This is a genomic window from Aromatoleum bremense (assembly GCF_017894365.1).
Taxonomy (GTDB): Bacteria; Pseudomonadota; Gammaproteobacteria; order Burkholderiales; family Rhodocyclaceae; genus Aromatoleum; species Aromatoleum bremense.
In genome coordinates this window covers 824,282-844,453 of sequence record NZ_CP059467.1, presented here as the reverse complement: position 1 = coordinate 844,453, position 20,172 = coordinate 824,282, and the positions used below count along the sequence as shown (strand labels likewise).

The 20,172-nt window shown below is 67.7% G+C and carries 19 protein-coding genes; 8 read left to right on the top strand and 11 right to left on the bottom strand.

From position 1 onward, the window contains the following. Positions 1-89: 89 nt before the first annotated feature. The 8 genes from pbN1_RS03900 to pbN1_RS03865 all read right to left on the bottom strand — a co-directional run bounded on the left by pbN1_RS03900 (position 90) and on the right by pbN1_RS03865 (position 6,452). Positions 90-233, bottom strand: a complete 144-nt coding sequence (locus pbN1_RS03900) for a DUF2474 family protein (protein WP_169201243.1) — start codon at positions 231-233, stop codon at positions 90-92. A gap of 17 nt (positions 234-250) precedes the next feature. Beyond that, positions 251-1,258 (bottom strand): cytochrome d ubiquinol oxidase subunit II, encoded by a 1,008-nt coding sequence (gene cydB / locus pbN1_RS03895; protein ID WP_169201242.1) that lies wholly within the window; start codon positions 1,256-1,258, stop codon positions 251-253. 11 nt (positions 1,259-1,269) lie between these two features. Continuing rightward, a complete protein-coding gene (locus tag pbN1_RS03890; RefSeq protein WP_169201241.1) occupies positions 1,270-2,697 on the bottom strand; it encodes a cytochrome ubiquinol oxidase subunit I in 1,428 nt (475 codons plus the stop codon). Between the two features lie 57 nt (positions 2,698-2,754). Then, a complete protein-coding gene (locus pbN1_RS03885; RefSeq protein WP_211161336.1) occupies positions 2,755-3,138 on the bottom strand; it encodes a DoxX family protein in 384 nt (127 codons plus the stop codon). A gap of 140 nt (positions 3,139-3,278) precedes the next feature. Beyond that, on the bottom strand, positions 3,279-3,830 hold the full coding sequence (locus pbN1_RS03880) for a chromate transporter (RefSeq protein ID WP_210147648.1): 552 nt from the start codon (positions 3,828-3,830) through the stop codon (positions 3,279-3,281). After that, positions 3,827-4,366, bottom strand: coding sequence for a chromate transporter (locus tag pbN1_RS03875; RefSeq protein WP_425305763.1), 540 nt, complete (start codon positions 4,364-4,366; stop codon positions 3,827-3,829). Before pbN1_RS03875 ends, pbN1_RS03880 begins: the two co-directional genes overlap by 4 nt. A 171-nt stretch (positions 4,367-4,537) precedes the next feature. After that, positions 4,538-5,185, bottom strand: coding sequence for a phosphoribosyltransferase (locus tag pbN1_RS03870; RefSeq protein ID WP_169201239.1), 648 nt, complete (start codon positions 5,183-5,185; stop codon positions 4,538-4,540). Positions 5,186-5,387: 202 nt separating this feature from the next. Further along, positions 5,388-6,452: an AraC family transcriptional regulator gene (locus pbN1_RS03865; protein WP_169201238.1), complete on the bottom strand. Its 1,065-nt coding sequence runs from the start codon at positions 6,450-6,452 to the stop codon at positions 5,388-5,390. Positions 6,453-6,620: 168 nt separating this feature from the next. On the opposite strand from pbN1_RS03865, the gene pbN1_RS03860 reads away from it, so the two are divergent. The 7 genes from pbN1_RS03860 to pbN1_RS03830 all read left to right on the top strand — a co-directional run bounded on the left by pbN1_RS03860 (position 6,621) and on the right by pbN1_RS03830 (position 16,826). Further along, a complete protein-coding gene (locus pbN1_RS03860; protein ID WP_169201237.1) occupies positions 6,621-7,793 on the top strand; it encodes an isovaleryl-CoA dehydrogenase in 1,173 nt (390 codons plus the stop codon). Next, positions 7,793-9,400 (top strand): carboxyl transferase domain-containing protein, encoded by a 1,608-nt coding sequence (locus tag pbN1_RS03855; RefSeq protein ID WP_169201236.1) that lies wholly within the window; start codon positions 7,793-7,795, stop codon positions 9,398-9,400. Before pbN1_RS03860 ends, pbN1_RS03855 begins: the two co-directional genes overlap by 1 nt. Before the next feature lie 12 nt (positions 9,401-9,412). Beyond that, positions 9,413-11,416: an acetyl/propionyl/methylcrotonyl-CoA carboxylase subunit alpha gene (locus pbN1_RS03850; protein ID WP_169201235.1), complete on the top strand. Its 2,004-nt coding sequence runs from the start codon at positions 9,413-9,415 to the stop codon at positions 11,414-11,416. A gap of 17 nt (positions 11,417-11,433) precedes the next feature. Next, positions 11,434-13,122 carry an AMP-binding protein gene (locus pbN1_RS03845; protein WP_169201234.1) on the top strand — a complete coding sequence of 563 codons (1,689 nt, stop codon included), beginning with the start codon at positions 11,434-11,436 and terminating at the stop codon, positions 13,120-13,122. 22 nt (positions 13,123-13,144) lie between these two features. Continuing rightward, complete coding sequence (locus pbN1_RS03840; protein ID WP_169201233.1) at positions 13,145-14,056, top strand: hydroxymethylglutaryl-CoA lyase; 912 nt, start codon at positions 13,145-13,147, stop codon at positions 14,054-14,056. 72 nt (positions 14,057-14,128) lie between these two features. After that, positions 14,129-14,806, top strand: a complete 678-nt coding sequence (locus pbN1_RS03835) for a glutathione S-transferase family protein (protein ID WP_169201232.1) — start codon at positions 14,129-14,131, stop codon at positions 14,804-14,806. A gap of 19 nt (positions 14,807-14,825) precedes the next feature. Further along, positions 14,826-16,826 (top strand): acetoacetate--CoA ligase, encoded by a 2,001-nt coding sequence (locus tag pbN1_RS03830; RefSeq protein ID WP_169201231.1) that lies wholly within the window; start codon positions 14,826-14,828, stop codon positions 16,824-16,826. Positions 16,827-16,872: 46 nt separating this feature from the next. On the opposite strand, the gene guaD is transcribed toward pbN1_RS03830, so the two are convergent. The 3 genes from guaD to pbN1_RS03815 all read right to left on the bottom strand — a co-directional run bounded on the left by guaD (position 16,873) and on the right by pbN1_RS03815 (position 19,590). Next, the gene (gene guaD, locus pbN1_RS03825) at positions 16,873-18,174 is read right to left on the bottom strand and encodes a guanine deaminase (protein ID WP_169201230.1); all 1,302 of its coding nucleotides are present in this window, start codon (positions 18,172-18,174) and stop codon (positions 16,873-16,875) included. A gap of 89 nt (positions 18,175-18,263) precedes the next feature. Continuing rightward, positions 18,264-18,836, bottom strand: a complete 573-nt coding sequence (locus pbN1_RS03820) for an HNH endonuclease (protein WP_244857150.1) — start codon at positions 18,834-18,836, stop codon at positions 18,264-18,266. Between the two features lie 202 nt (positions 18,837-19,038). Then, the gene (locus pbN1_RS03815; protein WP_169201229.1) at positions 19,039-19,590 is read right to left on the bottom strand and encodes an NUDIX hydrolase; all 552 of its coding nucleotides are present in this window, start codon (positions 19,588-19,590) and stop codon (positions 19,039-19,041) included. Between the two features lie 260 nt (positions 19,591-19,850). Between pbN1_RS03815 and flhD the strand changes: the two genes are divergently transcribed. Then, positions 19,851-20,171 carry a flagellar transcriptional regulator FlhD gene (flhD, locus tag pbN1_RS03810; RefSeq protein ID WP_169201228.1) on the top strand — a complete coding sequence of 107 codons (321 nt, stop codon included), beginning with the start codon at positions 19,851-19,853 and terminating at the stop codon, positions 20,169-20,171. Position 20,172: the final 1 nt, after the last annotated feature.

The window sequence follows — 20,172 nt, the reverse complement described above, 5'->3', positions numbered from 1 at the left end:
GGTCGTCACGGGCCGGCTCGTGCCGGTCTTCCGTCTCGGCTGATCGGCTGTCCGGGCCCGGTCATGAGCGCCAGGCATGGGCAGTTCGGCTACGGTGCCAACCCCACCGAGCGCATCGCGACGCGCAGTACCGCCGCGACGGCCGCGACCGCGGCGACGCTGGCGGCCCAGATCAGCACGAGCCACGCGATGCGCCTGAGCCATCCGTGCGCCGGCGTCGCGGTCCGCCGCATATCCACCGGCTCGCGCATCAGTGGTAGCCCTGCGTTTCGTCCACCTTGCCGCGGAACACGTAATAACCCCATGCGGTGTACATCAGGATCAGCGGGATGATCAGCAGCGCGCCGACGAGCGTGAACCCCATGCTCTGCGGCGGGGCGGCGGCCTCCCAGATCGTGATCCCGGGCGGGACGATGTTCGGCCACAGGCTGATGCCGAGCCCGGTGTAGCCGAGGAACACGAGAAACAGCGTCAGCACGAAAGGCGCGACGTCGGGCGCGCGGCGCAGCCGCTGCAGCAGCTGCCACGCCGTCAGCACGATGAGGATCGGCACCGGAGCGAACCACAGCAGGTTCGGCCACGTGAACCAGCGCTGCGCGATGTCCTCGCGGGCGAGCGGCGTCCACACGCTGATCGCGACGATCACGGCCAGCAGCAGCCACGTCAGCGGACGCGCGATGGCGATCATCCGCGCCTGCAGCGCCCCCTGCGTCTTGACGATCAGCCACGTGCTGCCGAGCAGCGTATAGGTCACGACGAGGCCGGCGCCGACGAAGAGCGGGAATGGCGCGAGCCAGTCGAACGCGCCGCCGGCGTACGCGCGATCGACGACCTCGATGCCCTGGATGTAGCCGCCGAGCGTGACGCCCTGGAAGAAGGTCGCCGCGAGCGAGCCGCCAATGAACGCCTTGTCCCACAGGTGGCGGTGCGCGTCGTCCGCCTTGAAGCGGAATTCGAACGCGACGCCGCGAAAGATCAGGCCGAGCAGCATCAGGATCAGCGGCAGGTAGAACGCGCTCAACACCACCGCGTACGCGAGCGGGAACGCGGCGAGCAGCCCGGCGCCGCCGAGCACGAGCCAGGTCTCGTTGCCGTCCCACACCGGCGCGACGGTGTTCATCATCACGTCGCGGTCTGTGCGGTCGGCGAAGAACGGGTACAGCAGGCCGATGCCGAGGTCGAAACCGTCCATCACGACGTACATCATCACGCCGAACAGGATGATCACGGCCCACACCAGCGGAAGATCGATGCCCATGTCGTTCAGCCTCAGGTGCGCGCGGTGGCAGTGTCGTCGGCCGCATCCGGTGCTGCCGACAGCGGTCGTGCCGGAGTGCGCGGCCGGCCCGGCCCGCCGGGCACGGGCTCCGTCCCTTCGTGCGTCACCGGTCCGTGCCCGATGAGGCGCAGCAGGTATACGGTGCCAGCGCCGAAGACGACGAAATAGACGAGAACGAAGAGCGCGAGCGTCGTCGCGAGCTGCCCCGCGCCGTGCGACGACACGCCGTCGGCGGTGCGCATCACGTTGTACACGAGCCACGGCTGCCGGCCGACTTCGGTCGTGAACCAGCCGGCGAGCATCGCGACGAGGCCGGTTGGCCCCATCCACAGCGTGAATCGCAGCAGCGCGCGCGAGCGGAACAGCTCGCCGCGCCAGCGCGCCCACAGCGCCCACACGCCGAGCGCGATCATCAGGAATCCCAGCCCGACCATGATCCGGAACGACCAGAACACGATCGTCGAATTCGGCCGGTCCTCGCGCGGGAACTCCTTCAGCCCGGGGAATTGGCCATCCCATGAATGCGTGAGGATCAGGCTCGCGAGCCGCGGCACCCGGACCGCGAAGTGAGTCTCCTCGCGCTCCATGTCGGGCCAGCCGAACAGCGTCAGCGGCACGCCCTCGCCGGGCACGTTCTCCCAGTGCCCCTCCATCGCGGCGATCTTCGCCGGCTGGTGGTCGAGCGTGTTGAGGCCGTGGAAATCGCCGACCACCGCCTGCAGCGGCGCGACGAAGAGCAGCATCCACATCGCCATCGACAGCATCTTGCGGATCGCCGGCGTGTCGCGGCCGCGCAGCAGGTGCCAGGCGCCGGAGGCGCCGACGATCAGCGCAGTCGCGAGGAAAGCCGCAATGCCCATGTGGACGAGGCGATACGGAAACGACGGGTTCAGGATCACCGCGATCCAGTCCGTCGGCACGACGCGTCCGGCGACGATCTCGTAGCCCGCCGGTGTCTGCATCCAGCTGTTCGACGCGAGGATCCACGTCGCCGACAACAGCGTGCCGGCCGCGACCATCACCGTCGACAGGAAATGCAGGCCGGGGCCGACCCGCTTCCAGCCGAACAGCATGACGCCGAGAAAGCCGGCCTCGAGGAAGAACGCCGTCAGGACTTCGTAGGCCAGCAACGGTCCGGTCACGCCGCCGGCGAAATCGGAAAAGTAACTCCAGTTGGTGCCGAACTGGTACGCCATGACGACGCCGGAGACGACGCCCATGCCGAAGTTGACGGCGAAGATCTTCGACCAGAAATGGTACAGGTCGCGGAACACCTCCTGCCCGGTGCGCAGCCACTGGCCTTCGAGCACGACCAGGTAGCTGGCGAGCCCGATCGTGATCGCCGGAAACACGATATGAAACGAGATCGTGAAGCCGAACTGGATCCGGGCGAGAAGCAGCGCGTCGATGTCCCACATGGTCGAGCCCCTTCAGCTTGTCGTCGGTTGCAACGAGGACAGGACCGGGTTCGCGTTCTAGGTCCGTCGCTGCCGCCACGCGTCGATGCTGAATGCGCCGGGCCCGTGGACGCTCAGGACGAGGAAGCCGCCCGCGATCGCGAGGTTCTTCATGAACTGGATGACCTGCATCTGGTTCGAGAAGTCGGTATGGAAGATTGCCGCGGCGAGCAGGCAGAACACGCCCAGCCCGACGGCGGCGAGCCGCGTCAGCAGGCCGAACGCGATCGCGAGGCCGCCGCCGAGTTCGGCGAAAATCACCAGCGGCAACAGCGCGCCGCTCACGCCCATCGATTCCATGTACTGCTGGCTGCCGGCATAGCCTTTGATCTTCCCCCAGCCGCTGAGGATGAAGATCAGCGCCAGCAGGAGACGCCCGGCCAGAACGGTGAAATCCTTCATCACTTGTTCTCCTTCGTATCGTGGGTCGGGACCGTTCCTTATATTTAGACGACAAATCGGAGGCTCACCGGCCGGGATCGCTTCGGCCGGGGGTGGCGCGCCCCGCAGACCAGGGGCGGGGGAGGCAGCGAGACCCGGGCCTACGCCCAGCCGAGCGCGCCGGCCACGGCGCCGATGGCGATCAGCCAGATCGGCGCGAGGCGCGTGCGCAGCATCGCAACCACCGTCGCCGCGATCAGCACGATGCCACCGACGCGGTGGGCCGGCTCGCGCACGAAAGGCAGCGCGAGCACCCAGCCGGACGAGAACATCAGCCCGACGGTGACCGGCGCGAGTCCCGCAGTGAACGCGCGCACCGCCGGCGTGTCGCGGCGCCGGCTACCCCAGCGGCTGACGCCGAGCGACAGCAGCGTCGACGGCAGCAGGATGCCGACCAGCGCGGCGGCGGCTCCGGGCAGACCCGCCACCTGGAAGCCGAGCACCGGCACGAACAGCACGTTCGGCCCCGGCGCCGCCTGCGCGAGCGCGATCGCAGTCGTGAAGTCCGCATCGGTGAGCCAGCCGCGATCGTGCACGAGAAGGCGATGCATCTCCGGCGCCGTCGACATCGCTCCGCCGATCGACAGCAGCGACAGCGTCAGAAAGTGCAGGAAGAACTGCGGCAGGTCGGACAGCATGAAGCCCGGCGTCATGGCTGCCGCTCCTGCCGCGCGATGCACCAGCGGGCGAGCCCCCAGGCGAAGACGCCGAACCCGATCACGACCCACGCCAGCGGCACGCGCAACACCGCGACGGCGACGAGCGTCGCCAGGCCGAGCAGCGCGCACAGCACGAGCCCCAGCGGGTTGCGCCGCAACGTGCCCAGCATCTTGAAGCCCATCGCCAGCATCAGCCCCGCGGCGACGGCGCCCATGCCGCGCAGCGCGCCGGCGACGACCGGGTAATCCGAAAGCCGGTTGTAGCTCGCCGCGAGCACCAGCACCAGCACCAGCGGCACGAGCAGCATGCCGCCGATCGCCGCCAGTGCGCCGCGCCAGCCGAAGAAGCGGTCGCCGAGCATTAGCGACAGATTGACGACGTTGGGGCCCGGCAGCAGCTGCGCGAGCGAATACGCGGCGATGAATTCCTCTCGCGTCAGCCAGCCGCGGCGATCGACGAGTTCGCGCTGGGCGACCGCCAGCACGCCGCCGAAGCCCTGCAGCGCGAGCACGGTGAAAGCGATGAACAGATCGAGCGGCGAGCGCGGGCCGTGACCGGCTGCAAGGGTCGCGATCGAGGGTTGCGGTGAAGTCAGTTTGGGCTCCGGCAGTGGGGGTCGGCGAACGAAGGCGGGAGCTTAGCGCAAACGATGCTCCTGGCGCGCCCCTGCGGCGCGATCCTCCCGCTGCGGCGCCGCCTTTCAGTCCGCTGCCTGCGCGCCCGGTCTCGTGCGAAACCGCTCGAGGCAGGCCACGACCTCGTCATCCTCGACCTGATCGAAGTTGCCATAGAACTGCCCGACGGCGTGGAAATTCGGCGGCGTATACAGGCACACGACCTCGTCGGCGTAAGGCTTCACTTTTTCCACGCTCGCAGGTGCTCCGACCGGCACCGCGCAGATCAGCCGCTGCGGTCCTTTGCTGCGGACCGCGTGCAGCGCGGCGATCATCGTCGCCCCGGTGGCGAGCCCGTCGTCGACGACGATGACGATGCGGCCGGCGGGATCGACCGGCGGATGTCGCGGCGAATACGAGCGGCGCCGTTCCTTCAGGCGCTCGAGCTGCCGCGCGCGCTCGCCCTCCAGGTACTCCTCGCTGGCGGCATCGGGATCGGAGATGAACGACCAGCCGCTCTCGTCGATCGCCCCGACTGCGTACTCCGGCTGCCACGGCGCGCCGAGCTTGCGCACCAGCACGACGTCGAGGTCGGCCTGCAGCGCTTCGGCCAGTGCGGCGCCCATCGGCACGGCGCCGCGGGGAATCGCGAGCACCAGCGCGTGTTTCCCGCGCCAGGCGTCGAGTGCGTCGGCGAGGCGCTGCGCGGCGTCGATACGGTCGGCAAATAGCATGATTTCCTCCTTCCAGGCTTGCCGTGAGGTGCAACTCGGGCAGGCGGCGGATGGCGCATGCGCCTGCCCGATCAGGCGCCTGTCCGCTGCGGCCGCGGCACGACGGTGATGTTGTTCAGCGTATGCGGGCGGAGCAAAAAAACAAGGGCGAGCGGTCCGTGGGCGGCGCCGCGAGCGCACGCTGCTGCCAGGCATGCGGCGTTCAGCGCTCGTGCCGATCCTCGCCGAGCGCGACGATCCGCTCCCGGAAAGCGCTCGGCGATTCGCCGGTCCATTGCCGGAAGGCGCGCGAAAAGCTCTTTTCGTTGCGGAAGCCCACGGCCAGCGCGATCTGCTTGATCGGCCGCGTGCTGCGGCGCAGCAGATCTGCGGCGTGTTCGCGCCGTGCCTCATCTTTGAGCCGCTGCAGCGACGCCCCTTCCTCCTGCAGCTGGCGATGGAGCGTGCGGGGCGATACGTGCAATCGTTCCGCCAGGCTGTCGGCCGTCGTGCCGGGCGCCAGGTCGCTGCACAGCAGCTGGCGCACGCGCTGCACCAGCAGCCGGTCGCGGCGGTACTGCAGCACCGTCAGCGGCAGCGCGCGCTGCAGCATCTGGCGCAACGCCTGTTCGTCGCGCCGCAGCGGCAGCGACAGGTATTGCGCGTCGAAGCTGATGCCTGCACGGTCGGCATCGAACGTGATCGGCCCCTGGAACAGCAGCGGATAGACGCCACGATGGGGCGGTGGCGGAAACGGAAAGCGCGCCGACAGCAACGGAATGCGCGAATCGATCGCCCAGCATGCGTAGCCGAGCAGGTAGCGCAGGCTCGTCAGGAGGCAGAACTCGTGCATCTCGCCGAGGTAGCGACGCACCTCGATCGTCAGCTCCACGACCGGTTGCGTCGCGTCGAGCCGCAGCACGATGTCGTCGGTCAGCAGGCGGTGGTGGCGGCACCAGCGCTTGAGCGCGACGCCGAGGTCGGGCGAACTCAGCGACGCCCGGCACAGCATGCCGTAGCTGCCCCACGGCAACCGGCGCGAGAACCAGCCGAGCGCCTCGTCGTCGAGTTCCTGCATCGCGACGCCGGACATGATCTCCATTTGCGCCGCGGTGACGCGCCCGTCCGGGTTCTCCAGCATCGCGGGCGGAATGTGCGCCTGTCGCAGCGCGTTGGCAGGATTGATGCCGTAGCGACGGTACGCGGCGACGATCGCGCGGATGAACGCGATCGGTGTCGCGGCAAAGCCACGCGTCGGGTCGGCAGGCGAAGGAAGCAGCGAAGACATCGGGCGATGATAGAAGCGTTGGCACGATTTGCAACCATGTTGGCGCGTGACGCGCCGCGCGGCGGCCTACTCTAGTGCGATCACGACGATCTGCCGGGACCGGTCTAAGCTTCTCCTGCGGACGTCCCGAACACGAAGCCATCCACGACACAGGAACGAGGAGACCCCATGAACATTCCGAGCCTCAACTTCAACCTCGGCGAAACGATCGAGATGCTGCGCGACACCGTCCAGGCTTTCGCCGCCGACCAGATCGCGCCGCGCGCGGCCGAGATCGACCGGGTGAACGAATTCCCGGCCGACCTGTGGAAGAAGCTCGGCGAGCTCGGCCTGCATGGCATGACCGTCGAGGAAGAATACGGTGGCACGAACATGGGCTATCTCGCGCACATCATCGCGCTCGAAGAAGTCTCGCGCGCGTCGGCATCGGTCGGGCTGTCGTATGGCGCGCATTCGAACCTGTGCGTGAACCAGATCCGCCGCAACGGCAACGCCGCGCAGAAGAGGAAGTACTTGCCGAAGCTCATCTCCGGCGAGCACGTCGGCGCCTTGGCGATGAGCGAGCCCAACGCCGGTTCCGACGTCGTGTCGATGAAGCTGCGTGCGGACAAGAAGGGCGACCGCTTTGTCCTCAACGGAGCGAAGATGTGGATCACCAACGGCGGCGATGCCGACACGCTGGTCGTCTATGCGAAGACCGACCTCGACGCGGGGCCGCGCGGCGTGACCGCGTTCATCGTCGAGAAGGGCATGAAAGGCTTCACGCACGGCACGCACCTCGACAAGCTTGGCATGCGCGGCTCGAACACTTTCCCGCTGTTCTTCGACGACGTCGAGGTGCCGGAAGAAAACGTGCTCGGCCAGGTCGGCGGCGGCGTCAAGGTGCTGATGAGCGGTCTCGACTACGAGCGTGCGGTGCTGTGCGGCGGCCCGCTCGGCATCATGTCCGCATGCATGGACGTCGTCGTGCCCTTCCTGCACGACCGCAAGCAGTTCAATCAACCGATCGGCGAATTCCAGCTGATGCAGGGCAAGCTTGCCGACATGTATTCGACGTGGATGGCGACGCGCGCCTACGTCTATGCGGTCGGCCAGGCCTGCGACCGCACGGACCACGCGCGCGCGCTGCGCAAGGACGCGGCCGGCGCGATCCTGTATTCGGCCGAGAAGGCGACGTGGATGGCCGGTGAGGCGATCCAGGCGCTGGGCGGCGTCGGCTACACGAACGAGTACCCGGTGGGCCGGCTGTGGCGCGACGCCAAGCTGTACGAGATCGGCGCCGGCACCAGCGAGATCCGCCGCATGCTGATCGGGCGAGAGCTGTTCGCGGAGACGCTGTGATGAGCGTGTTGAAATCCAGCATCAACACGCGCAGCCCCGAGTTCAAGGCGAATGCTGACGCACTGCGCGCGCTCGTCGCCGACCTGCGCAACAAGGCCGCGGACGTGAGCCGCGGCGGCGGCCCGGCAGCGTGCGACAAGCACACCGCGCGCGGCAAGCTCCTGCCGCGCGACCGCGTCAATCACCTGCTCGACCCGGGCACGTCGTTCCTCGAGATCGGCCAGCTCGCCGCATATGGCATGTATGACGGCGACGCCCCGTCGGCCGGCGTGATCGCCGGCATCGGGCGCGTCAAAGGGCTCGAATGCATGATCGTCGCGAACGACGCGACGGTGAAAGGCGGCAGCTACTTCCCGATGACGGTCAAGAAGCACCTGCGCGCGCAGGAGATCGCGCAGATGAACAACCTGCCGTGCATCTATCTCGTCGACTCGGGCGGTGCGAACCTGCCGACGCAGGACGAAGTGTTCCCGGACCGGGAGCATTTCGGCCGCATCTTCTACAACCAGGCGAACATGTCCGCGCTGGGCATCCCGCAGATCGCGGTGGTGATGGGCTCGTGCACCGCCGGCGGCGCGTACATGCCGGCGATGAGCGACGAGACGGTGATCGTCAAGAACCAGGGCACGATCTTCCTCGGCGGCCCGCCGCTGGTGAAGGCGGCGACCGGCGAAGTCGTCACCGCTGAGGATCTTGGCGGCGGCGACGTGCATACGCGCGTCTCCGGCGTCGCCGACCACCTCGCCGAGAACGACGCGCACGCGCTGTACATCGCGCGGCGCATCGTCGCGAACCTGAACCGCGTCAAAGAAGTCGGCATGAACCTCGGCGGCGGCGACGAGCCGCTCTACGACCCCGAGGAGATCTACGGCATCATCCCGAGCGACACGCGCAAGCCCTATGACGTGCGCGAAGTCATCGCGCGCGTCGTCGACGGCTCGCGCTTCGATGAATTCAAGTCGCGCTACGGCACGACGCTCGTGACCGGCTTCGCGCAACTCTACGGCTATCCGGTCGGCATCGTCGCGAACAACGGCATCCTGTTCGGCGAATCGGCGCAGAAAGGCGCGCACTTCGTCGAGCTGTGCGCGCAGCGCGGCATCCCGCTGATCTTCCTGCAGAACATCACCGGCTTCATGGTGGGCAGGAAGTACGAGAACAGCGGCATCGCGAAGGACGGCGCGAAGATGGTCACCGCGGTCGCGACCGCGCAGGTGCCCAAGCTGACGATGATCATCGGCGGCAGCTTCGGCGCCGGCAACTACGGCATGTGCGGCCGCGCGTACTCGCCGCGCTTCCTGTGGATGTGGCCGAACAGCCGCATCTCGGTGATGGGCGGCGAGCAGGCGGCGAGCGTGCTCGCGACGGTGCGCCGCGACGGCATCGAGGCGAAAGGCGGCACGTGGAGCAAGGAGGACGAGGAAGCGTTCCGCGCGCCGATCCGCGAGCAGTACGAAGTGCAGGGTCACCCCTACTACGCGACCGCGCGCCTGTGGGACGACGGCGTCATCGACCCGGCGCAGAGCCGGCGCGTGCTCGGGCTCTCCTTGTCGGCAACGCTGAATGCGCCGATCCCGCAGACGAAATTCGGCCTGTTCCGGATGTAAGGGGAGACAACAATGTTCGAAAAGATCCTCATCGCCAATCGCGGCGAGATAGCCTGCAGAGTGATCAAGACTGCGCGCCGCATGGGCATCCGCACTGTCGCGGTCTACTCCGAAGCCGACGCCAACGCGCGCCACGTGCGCCTCGCTGACGAGGCGGTGCTGATCGGGCCGGCGGCGGCGAAGGAAAGCTACCTCGTCATCGACCGCATCATCGCCGCGGCGAAGCAGACCGGCGCGCAGGCGATCCATCCCGGCTACGGCTTCCTGTCCGAGAACGAGGACTTCTGCGACGCCTGCGAGCGCGAAGGTGTCGTGTTCATCGGTCCGCCGGTGTCGGCGATCCGCGCGATGGGCTCGAAGTCCGAAGCGAAGAAGCTGATGGAAGCGGCCGGCGTGCCGCTGACCCCCGGTTACCACGGCGACAACCAGGAGCCGGGCTTCCTGCACGAGCAGGCGGACCGCATCGGCTATCCCGTATTGATCAAGGCCGCGGCCGGCGGCGGCGGCAAGGGGATGCGGCTCGTCGAGAAGTCGGACGACTTCGAAGCGGCGCTCGCATCGTGCAAGCGCGAAGCCGCATCGAGTTTCGGCGACGAGCACGTGCTCGTCGAGAAATACGTGACGCGTCCGCGCCACATCGAGATCCAGGTGTTCGGCGATACCCACGGCAACTGCGTGTACCTCTTCGAGCGCGACTGCTCGGTGCAGCGCCGCCACCAGAAAGTGCTCGAGGAAGCGCCCGCGCCCGGCATGACGCCGCAGCGCCGCGCGGCGATGGGGCAGGCCGCGGTCGAGGCGGCGAGGGCGGTCGGCTACGTCGGCGCCGGCACCGTCGAATTCATCGCCAACCAGGACGGCACGTTCTATTTCATGGAGATGAACACGCGCCTGCAGGTCGAGCACCCGGTCACCGAGATGATCACCGGCCTCGATCTCGTCGAATGGCAGCTGCGCGTCGCCGCCGGCGAGGCGCTGCCGCTCGCGCAGGAGCAGCTCGATATCCGCGGGCACGCCTTGGAGGCGCGGATCTACGCCGAGGATCCGGCGAAAGGCTTCCTGCCGTCGACCGGCAAACTGCTGCATCTCGCGCCGCCCGCCGAAGGGCTGCACGTGCGCGTCGACACCGGCGTCGAGGAAGGCGACGAGATCAGCCCGTTCTACGACCCGATGATCGCGAAGCTGATCGTCTGGGACGAGAGCCGCGAGCAGGCGTTGGCACGCATGCTGCAAGCGCTCGCCGACTACCGCGTCGTCGGCGTCGCGAACAACATCGAATTCCTGTCGCGCCTGACCGCCTGCCCGGCCTTCGCCGGCGCGGATCTCGATACCGGGCTCATCGAGCGCGAGAAGGCCTACCTGTTCCCGGAGGGTGAAACCACCCCCGACGAGGTCTGGCTCGTCGCCGCGCTGGGCGAGCTGCTGCGCGAGGCGACGTGGGCCGAGGACGCGGCGCGCCGCGGCTCCGATCCCGTTTCGCCGTGGCACGCCCGCGACGGCTGGCGGCTCAACGCGACGGCGAATCGCGGACTGATCTTCCGGCTCGGCGACGTGCAGAAGACGGTCCAGGTCGCGTATCGCGGCGACCGCTACACGCTGACGGTCGACGGCAGGTCGGCCGAGGCGCGTGGGCAGGTCAATGAACGCGGCCGGCTGCGCGTCGAGCTCGACGGCACGCGCATGGACGCGACAGTCATCACTGCGGGACGGATGCGCCACGTGTTCCTGCATGGGCGCAGCTGGCAGCTCGCGAACGTCGATCCGCTGCATTACGCGGGTGAAGGCGGTGGCGCCGAAGGCGGGCTGCTGGCGCCGATGCCGGGCAAGGTCATCGCGCTGCTCGCCGAGGCCGGCGCGAAAGTCGCGAAGGGTGCGCCGCTCCTGATCCTCGAAGCGATGAAGATGGAGCACACGATCAACGCGCCGGCTGCCGGCACGGTGAAGGCCTACCGTTACGCCGTCGGCGACCAGGTCGGCGACGGTGCGGAGCTCGTCGAGTTCGAGCCCGAGAAGAGTTGATTGGAGGGGAGAGACAAATGACGCAGTTGAGTTACGTCCACGGCGCATCCGCAAAAACGCTGATCGGGCAGACGATCGGCCGTTTCTTCGACGAGGCGTGCGAGCGCCACGCGCAGCGCGAGGCGCTCGTCGTGCGCCACCAGAACGTGCGGCTGACCTATGCCGAGCTGAAGCTGAAAGTCGATGCGCTCGCGTGCGCGCTGATGCGCCTCGGGCTGGGCGCGGGGGATCGTGTCGGCATCTGGTCGCAGAACAATCTCGAATGGGCGCTGACGCAGTTCGCGACCGCGAAGGCCGGCCTCGTGCTCGTCAATATCAACCCCGCGTACCGCCGCAGCGAACTCGAATACGCGGTGAACAAGGTCGGCTGCCGCGCGCTGGTGCTGTCGCCGTCGTTCAAGGGCAGCGACTACCTCGCGATGCTCGCCGACCTCGCGCCGGAGCTTGCCGACTGCGAGCCGGGCGCACTCGAAGCCGCGCGGATGCCGTCGCTGAACTGGGTCATCCGCATGGGCGCGCAGCGCAGCGCCGGGATGTTGAACTTCGACGACCTGCTCGCGACGCCGTCGCGCGAAGAACTCGCCGAACTCGCGGTGCGCGGCGAAACGCTGCAGTTCGACGACCCGATCAACATCCAGTTCACGTCCGGTACCACCGGCCAGCCGAAAGGCGCGACGCTGTCGCACCACAACATCCTCAATAACGGCTTCTTTGTCGCCGAAGCGATCCGCCTCGTCGAAGGCGACCGCCTGTGCATCCCTGTTCCGTTGTACCACTGCTTCGGCATGGTCATGGGCAACCTCGGCTGCGTGACGCACGGCGCGACGATGATCTACCCGTGCGAAGCGTTCGAACCGCTCGCGGTGCTCGAGACGCTCGCCGAGGAGCGCTGCACCGCCGCGTACGGCGTGCCGACGATGTTCATCGCGATGCTCGACCACCCGCGCTTCGGCGACTTCGACCTATCGCGCCTGCGCACCGGCATCATGGCCGGCAGCCCGTGCCCGATCGAGGTCATGAAGCGCGTCATCGACAAGATGAACATGCGCGAAGTGACGATCGCGTACGGCATGACCGAGACGTCGCCGGTGAGCTTCCAGAGCGGCACCGGCGATCCCGTAGAGCGGCGCGTGTCGACGGTCGGCCGCGTCCAGCCGCATCTCGAGGTCAAGATCGTCGACAACGACGGACGCATCGTGCCGCGCGGCGTCGCCGGGGAACTGTGCACGCGCGGCTACTCCGTGATGCTCGGCTACTGGAACGACGTCGACAGGACGCGTGACGCGATCGATGCGGCCGGCTGGATGCACACCGGCGATCTCGCGACGATCGACGACGAGGGCTACTGCAACATCGTCGGTCGCATCAAGGACATGGTGATCCGCGGCGGCGAGAACCTGTATCCGCGCGAGATCGAGGAGTTCCTTTATCGCCACCCGAAGATCCTTGACGTGCAGGTCGTCGGCGTGCCGGACGCGAAGTACGGCGAGGAGCTGTGCGCGTGGATCATCGTGCGCGACGGCGAAGAACTGACCGCCGACGACGTCCGCACGTTCTGCCAGGGCCAGATCGCGCATCACAAGGTGCCGCGCTACATCAAGTTCGTCGATGCCTTCCCGATGACGGTGACCGGCAAGATCCAGAAGTTCCAGATCCGCGAGCAGATGAAGCGCGAGCTGGGGCTCGACGAGGCGCGCACCGCGTGATTACCACGACGAGGGACAAGCGATGAAGCTGCCGAAAGCGGTGAAGATCGTCGAAGTCGGTCCGCGCGACGGGCTGCAGAACGAGAAGGCGGTCGTCGCGACGGACACCAAAATCGAGCTGATCGCGCGGCTCGCCGACGCCGGCCTGAAGGCGATCGAGGCGACGTCGTTCGTGTCGCCGAAATGGGTGCCGCAGATGGCGGACGCGGCCTTCGTCATGGCGCGGATCGAGCGCCGGCCGGGCGTCGCCTACCCGGTGCTGACGCCGAACCTCAAAGGCTTCGAAACAGCGCTCGCCGCCGGCGCCAACGAGGTCGCGGTGTTCGGCGCGGCGTCCGAGTCTTTCAGCCAGAAGAACATCAACTGCTCGATCGCCGAATCGCTTGCGCGCTTCGAACCGGTGATGGACGCAGCGAAGGCGGCGGGCGTGAGGGTGCGCGGCTACGTGTCGTGCGTGCTCGGCTGCCCGTACGAAGGGGAAATCCGGCCGGAAGCGGTCGCGCTCGTCGCCGGCACGCTGTTCGAGATGGGCTGCTACGAAGTGAGCCTCGGCGACACCATCGGCACCGGCACGCCGCTGAATGCGCAGCGGATGCTCGAAGCCGTGATGCGCCGCGTACCGGTCGCGCGGCTCGCCGGCCACTACCACGACACCTACGGCATGGCGATCGCGAACATCTACGCGTCGCTCGAACTTGGGCTGGCGGTGTTCGACGCGTCGGTTGCGGGCCTGGGCGGCTGCCCGTACGCGAAAGGCGCATCCGGCAACGTCGCGACCGAGGACGTCGTCTGGCTGCTGAACGGACTCGGCATCGAGAGCGGTGTTAATCTCGACCGGCTCGTCGACACCGGCGCGTGGATCAGCGGCTTGCTCGGGCGCGAGCCGGCCTCCCGCGTTTCACGCGCGTTGCGCGCGGGCCGCGCAGCGGGTTAACAACGACGCGGCCGGACGACCCACCCCTCGCAGTCCTGCCGCCCCCTACACGACTTCAGGAGCCGGATACCGATGACGATGACCCTCTACCATTGTCTGAGCGCACGTTCGTTCCGCCCGTTATGGATGCTCGAAGAGCTCGGGCTGCCGTACGAGCTGAAGGTGCTGCCGTTCCCGCCGCGGCGCGAGGCCGAGCCGTATCTCGCGGTCAATCCGCTCGGCACGATCCCGGCGTTCTTCGACGGCGACACGCGCCTGACCGAATCGGTGGCGATCTGCCAGTACCTCGCCGCGCGCTATTCGCCGCGGCAACTCGACGTCGGGAGCGACGAGCCGGCGTTCGGCGCCTACCTGAACTTCCTGCATTTCGGCGAGGCGACGCTGACGTTCCCGCAGACGCTGATCCTGCGCTACAGCCGCTTCGAGCCGCCGGAACGCCGGCTGCCGCAGGCGGCCGATGACTATACGCGATGGTTCCTGTCGCGGCTGCGCACGCTCGAGCCGCTGCTCGAGCATGAGGAATATCTGTGCGCCGCTCGCTTCACCGCGGCCGACGTGTCGGTCGGCTACGCGCTGCTGCTCGCCGACGACATCGGGCTTCGGGACCGCTTCAAGCCGGCGACGCTCGCGTACTGGCAGCGCCTGCAGGCGCGCGACGGATTTCGACGGGCGCTCGCGGCGCAGCAGCGCGCGGCGGTCGAGCAGGGCGTGGCACCGCAATCGGTCGCCCAGGCGAGCGCCCCGTTCTGAACGAGGAGACAGAAAAAAGATGACAAACAACGAATCCGGCGACCGGCCGCTGTGGACGCCGCGGCCCGAACAGATCGCGGCGACCGGGATCGCCGCCTTCACCGAACGCGCCCGCGCCGCGACCGGCCTGCCGCTTGCCGACTACGCGGCGCTGCATGCCTGGTCGATCCATTCGCCGGTCGCGTTCTGGCGCGAAGTGTGGGATTTCGGCGGCGTCATCGGCGAGCAGGGCGAGCGCGGCCTGATCGACGCGGAACGGATGCCCGGCGCGACCTGGTTCCCCGATGCGCGACTGAACTTCGCCGAGAACCTGCTGCGCGACAGCACGAATCCGCAGGCGCTCGTGTTCCGCGGCGAGGACCGGCTCGAGCGGCGCATGACGCGCGCCGAACTGCGCATCGAGGTCGCGCGCTTCGCGGCCGCATTGCGCGCGCTCGGCATCAAAGAGGGCGACCGCGTCGCCGCGTTCATGCCGAACATGCCCGAGACGATCGTCGCGATGCTCGCGGCGTCGTCGATCGGGGCGGTGTTCACGAGCGCCTCGCCCGACTTCGGCGTGCAGGGCGTGCTCGACCGCTTCGGCCAAACCGAGCCGAAGCTCTTGATCGCGTGCGACGGCTACTGGTACGGCGGCAAGGCGATCGACGTGCGCCCGAAGCTCGCCGAACTGGCCCCGCAGTTGCAGAGCGTCGCGCGGCTCGTCGTCGTGCCGTATCTCGCCGCCGGCGTCGCGCTTGATCTTTCGGGCGTGCCCGGCGCGGTGTCGTACGACGACTTCGTCGCGCCGCACCTCGCGGCGACCGAACCGCAGTACGTCCGCTTGCCGTTCAACCATCCGCTGTACGTGATGTATTCGTCCGGCACGACCGGCGTGCCCAAATGCATCGTCCACGGCGCGGGCGGGACCTTGCTGCAGCACCTGAAGGAACACAAGCTGCACACCGACGTGCGCGAAGGCGATCGCCTGTTCTACTTCACGACCTGCGGCTGGATGATGTGGAACTGGCTCGTCTCGGGCCTGGCCTGCGGTGCGACGCTGATGCTCTACGACGGCAATCCCTTCGTCGGAGGGGGGGGCAATGAGGGCCGCCTCCTGTGGGACTACGCGCAGGCCGAGCGCTTCACGCATTTCGGCACGTCGGCGAAATACATCGAGACGCTGGCGAAAGGCGACGTGCGCCCGGCGCAGTCCCACGACCTGTCGGCGCTGCGCGCGGTGCTGTCGACCGGCAGCCCGCTGGCACCGCAAAGCTTCGACTTCGTCTATGAGGCGATCAAGCGCGACATGCAGCTCGCGTCGATCTCCGGCGGCACGGACATCATCTCGTGCTTCGTGCTCGGCAACCCCGCGCTGCCGGTGTGGCGCGGCGAGATCCAGTGCATCGGTCTCGGCCTCGCGGTCGAGGTGTGGGACGACGACGGCCGCCCGGTGGTCGGCGAGAAAGGCGAGCTCGTCTGCCGCAAGCCCTTCCCGAGCATGCCGATCGGCTTCTGGAATGACCCGGACGGCGCGAAGTACCGCGCCGCGTACTTCGAGCGTTTTCCGGGCGTGTGGTGTCACGGCGACTTCTGCGAGATCACCGCGCACGGCGGCCTGATCATCCATGGCCGCTCGGATGCGACGCTGAACCCGGGCGGCGTGCGTATCGGCACCGCCGAAATTTACCGCCAGGTCGAGAAGCTGCCGGAGGTGCTCGAATCGATCGTCATTGGCCAGGACTGGCCGCCCGAGGCGCCGACCGACGTGCGCGTCGTGCTGTTCGTGCGGCTCGCCGAAGGCGTCGTGCTCGACGACGCGCTCGTCGCGCGCATCCGGCAGGCGATCCGCGACAATGCGACGCCGCGCCACGTGCCGGCGAAGATCGTCCAGGTCGCAGACATCCCGCGCACGAAGAGCGGCAAGCTCGTCGAGCTCGCGGTGCGCAACGTCGTGCATGGGCAGCCGGTGAAGAACATCGAGGCGCTCGCGAACCCGGACGCGCTCGACGAGTTTCGTGATCGCGCCGAACTTCGCACCTGAGGCCTGCTGCCGCGCGACCCGCCCATGCATTCGCCGGCAGCGCCGGTCAGGGGCGCCGCCAGGCGGGTTCGCCGAGGATGTGGGTTGCCGCGACGGCGCGGTCGTCGCCGAGCAGCATTAGCGCGAACAGCCGTTCGGCGAGGGTCGTCGCGACGGCCGTGCGCCGGGCGAGCAACGGCGTCGCGGCCGGGTCCAGCACCACCAGGTCGGCTTCGCGTCCGGTGTCGAAACTGCCGATGCGGTCGTCGAGATACAGGCTGCGCGCGCCGCCGCGGGTCGCGAGGTAGAAGCCGCGCTCGACCGGCAGCCGCTGCCCCCTGAGTTGCTGCACCTTGTAGGCTTCGTTGAGCGTCTGCAGCATCGAGAAGCTGGTCCCGCCGCCAACGTCGGTGCCGAGCCCGACCCGCACGCCCGCGGCCTGCGCGCGGTCGAGATCGAACAGGCCCGAGCCGAGGAACAGGTTCGAGGTCGGGCAGAAGCTGACCGCCGCTCCCGTCGCCGACATGCGGGCGCGATCGGTGTCGTCGATCCAGACGCAGTGCGCGAACACGCTGCGCGCGCCGAGCTGGCCGTAGCGTTCATAGACGTCGAGGTAGCTGCGCGCTTCCGGGTAGAGCCTCGCGACCCAGGCCACTTCGCGCTCGTTCTCGGCGAGGTGGGACTGCAGATAGACGCCGGGATGATCGGCGAAGAGGCGCCCGGCAAGCGCCATCTGCGCAGGCGTCGAGGTCGGGGCGAAACGCGGCGTCACCGCATACAGCAGGCGATCGCGGCCGTGCCAGCGCTCGATCAGCGCCTTCGATTCCGCATCGCCGCCGTCGGCGGGGTCACGCAGGAAGTCCGGGCAGTTACGGTCCATCAGCACTTTGCCGGCGATCATCCGCATGTGCCGTTTCCGCGCCGCGGCGAACAGCGCGTCGACGGAAGCCGGATGCACGGTCGCAAACGCCATCGCGGTCGTCGTGCCGTTTCTCAGCAGCTCGTCGCAGAAGAACTCCGCGACCGCCGCCGCGTGAGCCGGATCGGCGAAACGCCGTTCGGTCGGGTAGGTATATTTCTCGAGCCACGCGAGCACCTGTTCGCCGTAGCTGGCGACGATGTCGGTCTGCGCGTAATGGATGTGCGTGTCGATGAAGCCAGGCAGGACCAGCTTGCCACGGTAGTCGTCGACGGTCGTGCCGGCGGGCAGCTTCGGCAGCAGGTCGGGTGCGGGGCCGAGCCCGGCGACGAGGCCGTCGCGTACGATCAGCAACCCGTCCGGAAAGTGCGCCAGCGCGTCGGCGCCCAAGTCCGCCGGGTCGCCGAGGAAGTGCACGATATCGCCGCGGATCGCCCGCAGCCCGCTCATTGCCCGCCTCCGTCAGCGTGTTCCGACAGGCCAGAACGCGCCGGCTCGAGGAAGCCGGCGGGGAGATGCTGGAAGGGTGCGCTCACTTTTTAGGGAACGTGCAGCCGGCTCTGGTGCGGCAGGTGGCGGGCGAGGAAATCCATCTGGTCGGCGAGGATGCTGCGGTTGCACAGGATCAGGTATTCGGCCTTGTTCGGTACATACGGCGCATACAGCAACGGCATCCGCGCCTGTTCCGGCGTGCGCCCGCTCTTGCGCTGGTTGCAGGGCCGGCACGATGTCACGACGTTCATCCACACGTCGCGGCCGCCGTGCGAAACCGGGACGATGTGCTCGCGCGTCAGGATGTGGCCCGAAAAACGGTCGCCACAATAGGCGCAGATATAGCGGTCGCGGTGAAACAGTTCACGGTTGTTCAGCGGCGGAACCTGGCTGTGGCTGTCCGGACGGAAGCTGCGCCCCTTGATCGCGATGATGCTGTTCGCGGTGATTTCGGAGCGCAGCCCGGTAGCCCGGCAGATTCCCCCGACGAAGCGGAACTGCTGGTTTCCGACCACCCACGCCACCATGTCCAGGGCATAGTAGTGGCACGCTGCCTGCCAACTTATCCAGCGGTGGGGCAGGCCGCGGCTGTCGAGCGTGAGGATCCAGGGGTGTTGCACGACAGGGGACCTTGCCCGCGGCTGGCCTGGCCGTCGTTCGGATTTGATTGCGTTGTCATGAGCCGCTGTCGGCACGATACCTCCTGCGCTTCTGTTCTGCCGGCGCGGGCGGCGCCGGCACGGTCCTGCCGGACCGGTGCTGCGGACCGGCGGCAGTGTCGGCCGGCCTTATTGTCATTCGATCGGCGGCGGCAGCAGTGGTTCAGGCAGTGCCGACCGGTGGGGGCAGGGCGAGATCGCTGGTGCGGAAGCAGAAAGTGCCGCGGCGGCGGTCGTCGAAATAATGCCGCAGCGTCAGCGCGATCGTCCGGAAAGCGATCTCGTCCCACGGGATTTCATGTTCCGCAAACAATCCGACCTCCAGCGATTCCTCGCCCGGTCCGAAGTCCAGGTCGAGCAGGCGCGCGCGATAAACGATGTGGACCTGGCTGATGTGCGGGACGTTGATCAGCGTGAATATTTCGCCGACCTCGATCCGCGCGCAGGCTTCTTCGAGCGTCTCGCGCGCCGCAGCCTGTGCCGTCGTCTCGGCATTTTCCATGAAGCCCGCCGGCAGCGTCCAGAAGCCGTGGCGCGGTTCGATCGCGCGCCGGCACAACAGGATGCGGTCTTCCCATTCCGGGATCGCACCGACGACGATCTTCGGATTCACGTAATGAATGCTGCCGCAGTTCCCACACACATGGCGCGGCAGCGAATCTCCGGGAGGAATGCGCAACTCGACGGTCGCGCCGCAGTTCGAGCAGAACTTCATGGCAGTGGCTGAAGGCTTGGGGTTGCTGGATTCTAGCCCGGAACGCCGGGGCGCCGGTGGCGAGGGTGGCAAAAGGCCCGCCAACCTTCCGCAAAACGTATTCGTTTAACATACGTGGCAGCTGTTCGTACAGGCGTGGCGTCGATACAACAGATAGCCCGTGAAGTGTGCAATCTTGCCGCTCCCGTCGTGGATCTCGCTTGCAATTGCTAACAATTGACTCTAATTTTGGTTACCCTATTCACGGTAATGACCAAACGATGAAACGCCAAGATTTTCAGTCCGAGATCCAGGAACTCAACCTCGCTTACATGATGCTGGCGCAACAGATGCTGCGCGCCGACCGTGAGACGGCGATGCTGCGACTGGGGATCGGCAATGGCGTTGCCGAGCTTATCGAGGGCTTGTCCAGTGCCAGGCTGGTGAAAATGGCGAGCAGCCAGATGGTGCTGCCGGGTTTCCGCTTCGACGATGCAATGCTGGCAGGCCTGATCGCCGGCAACGGGCGGGATGCCGCGACGTCCAGCCTGCACGCCGCGATCATCGCCGCCGGCAAGCCCGTGCAGGAACTGGCCGGATAGC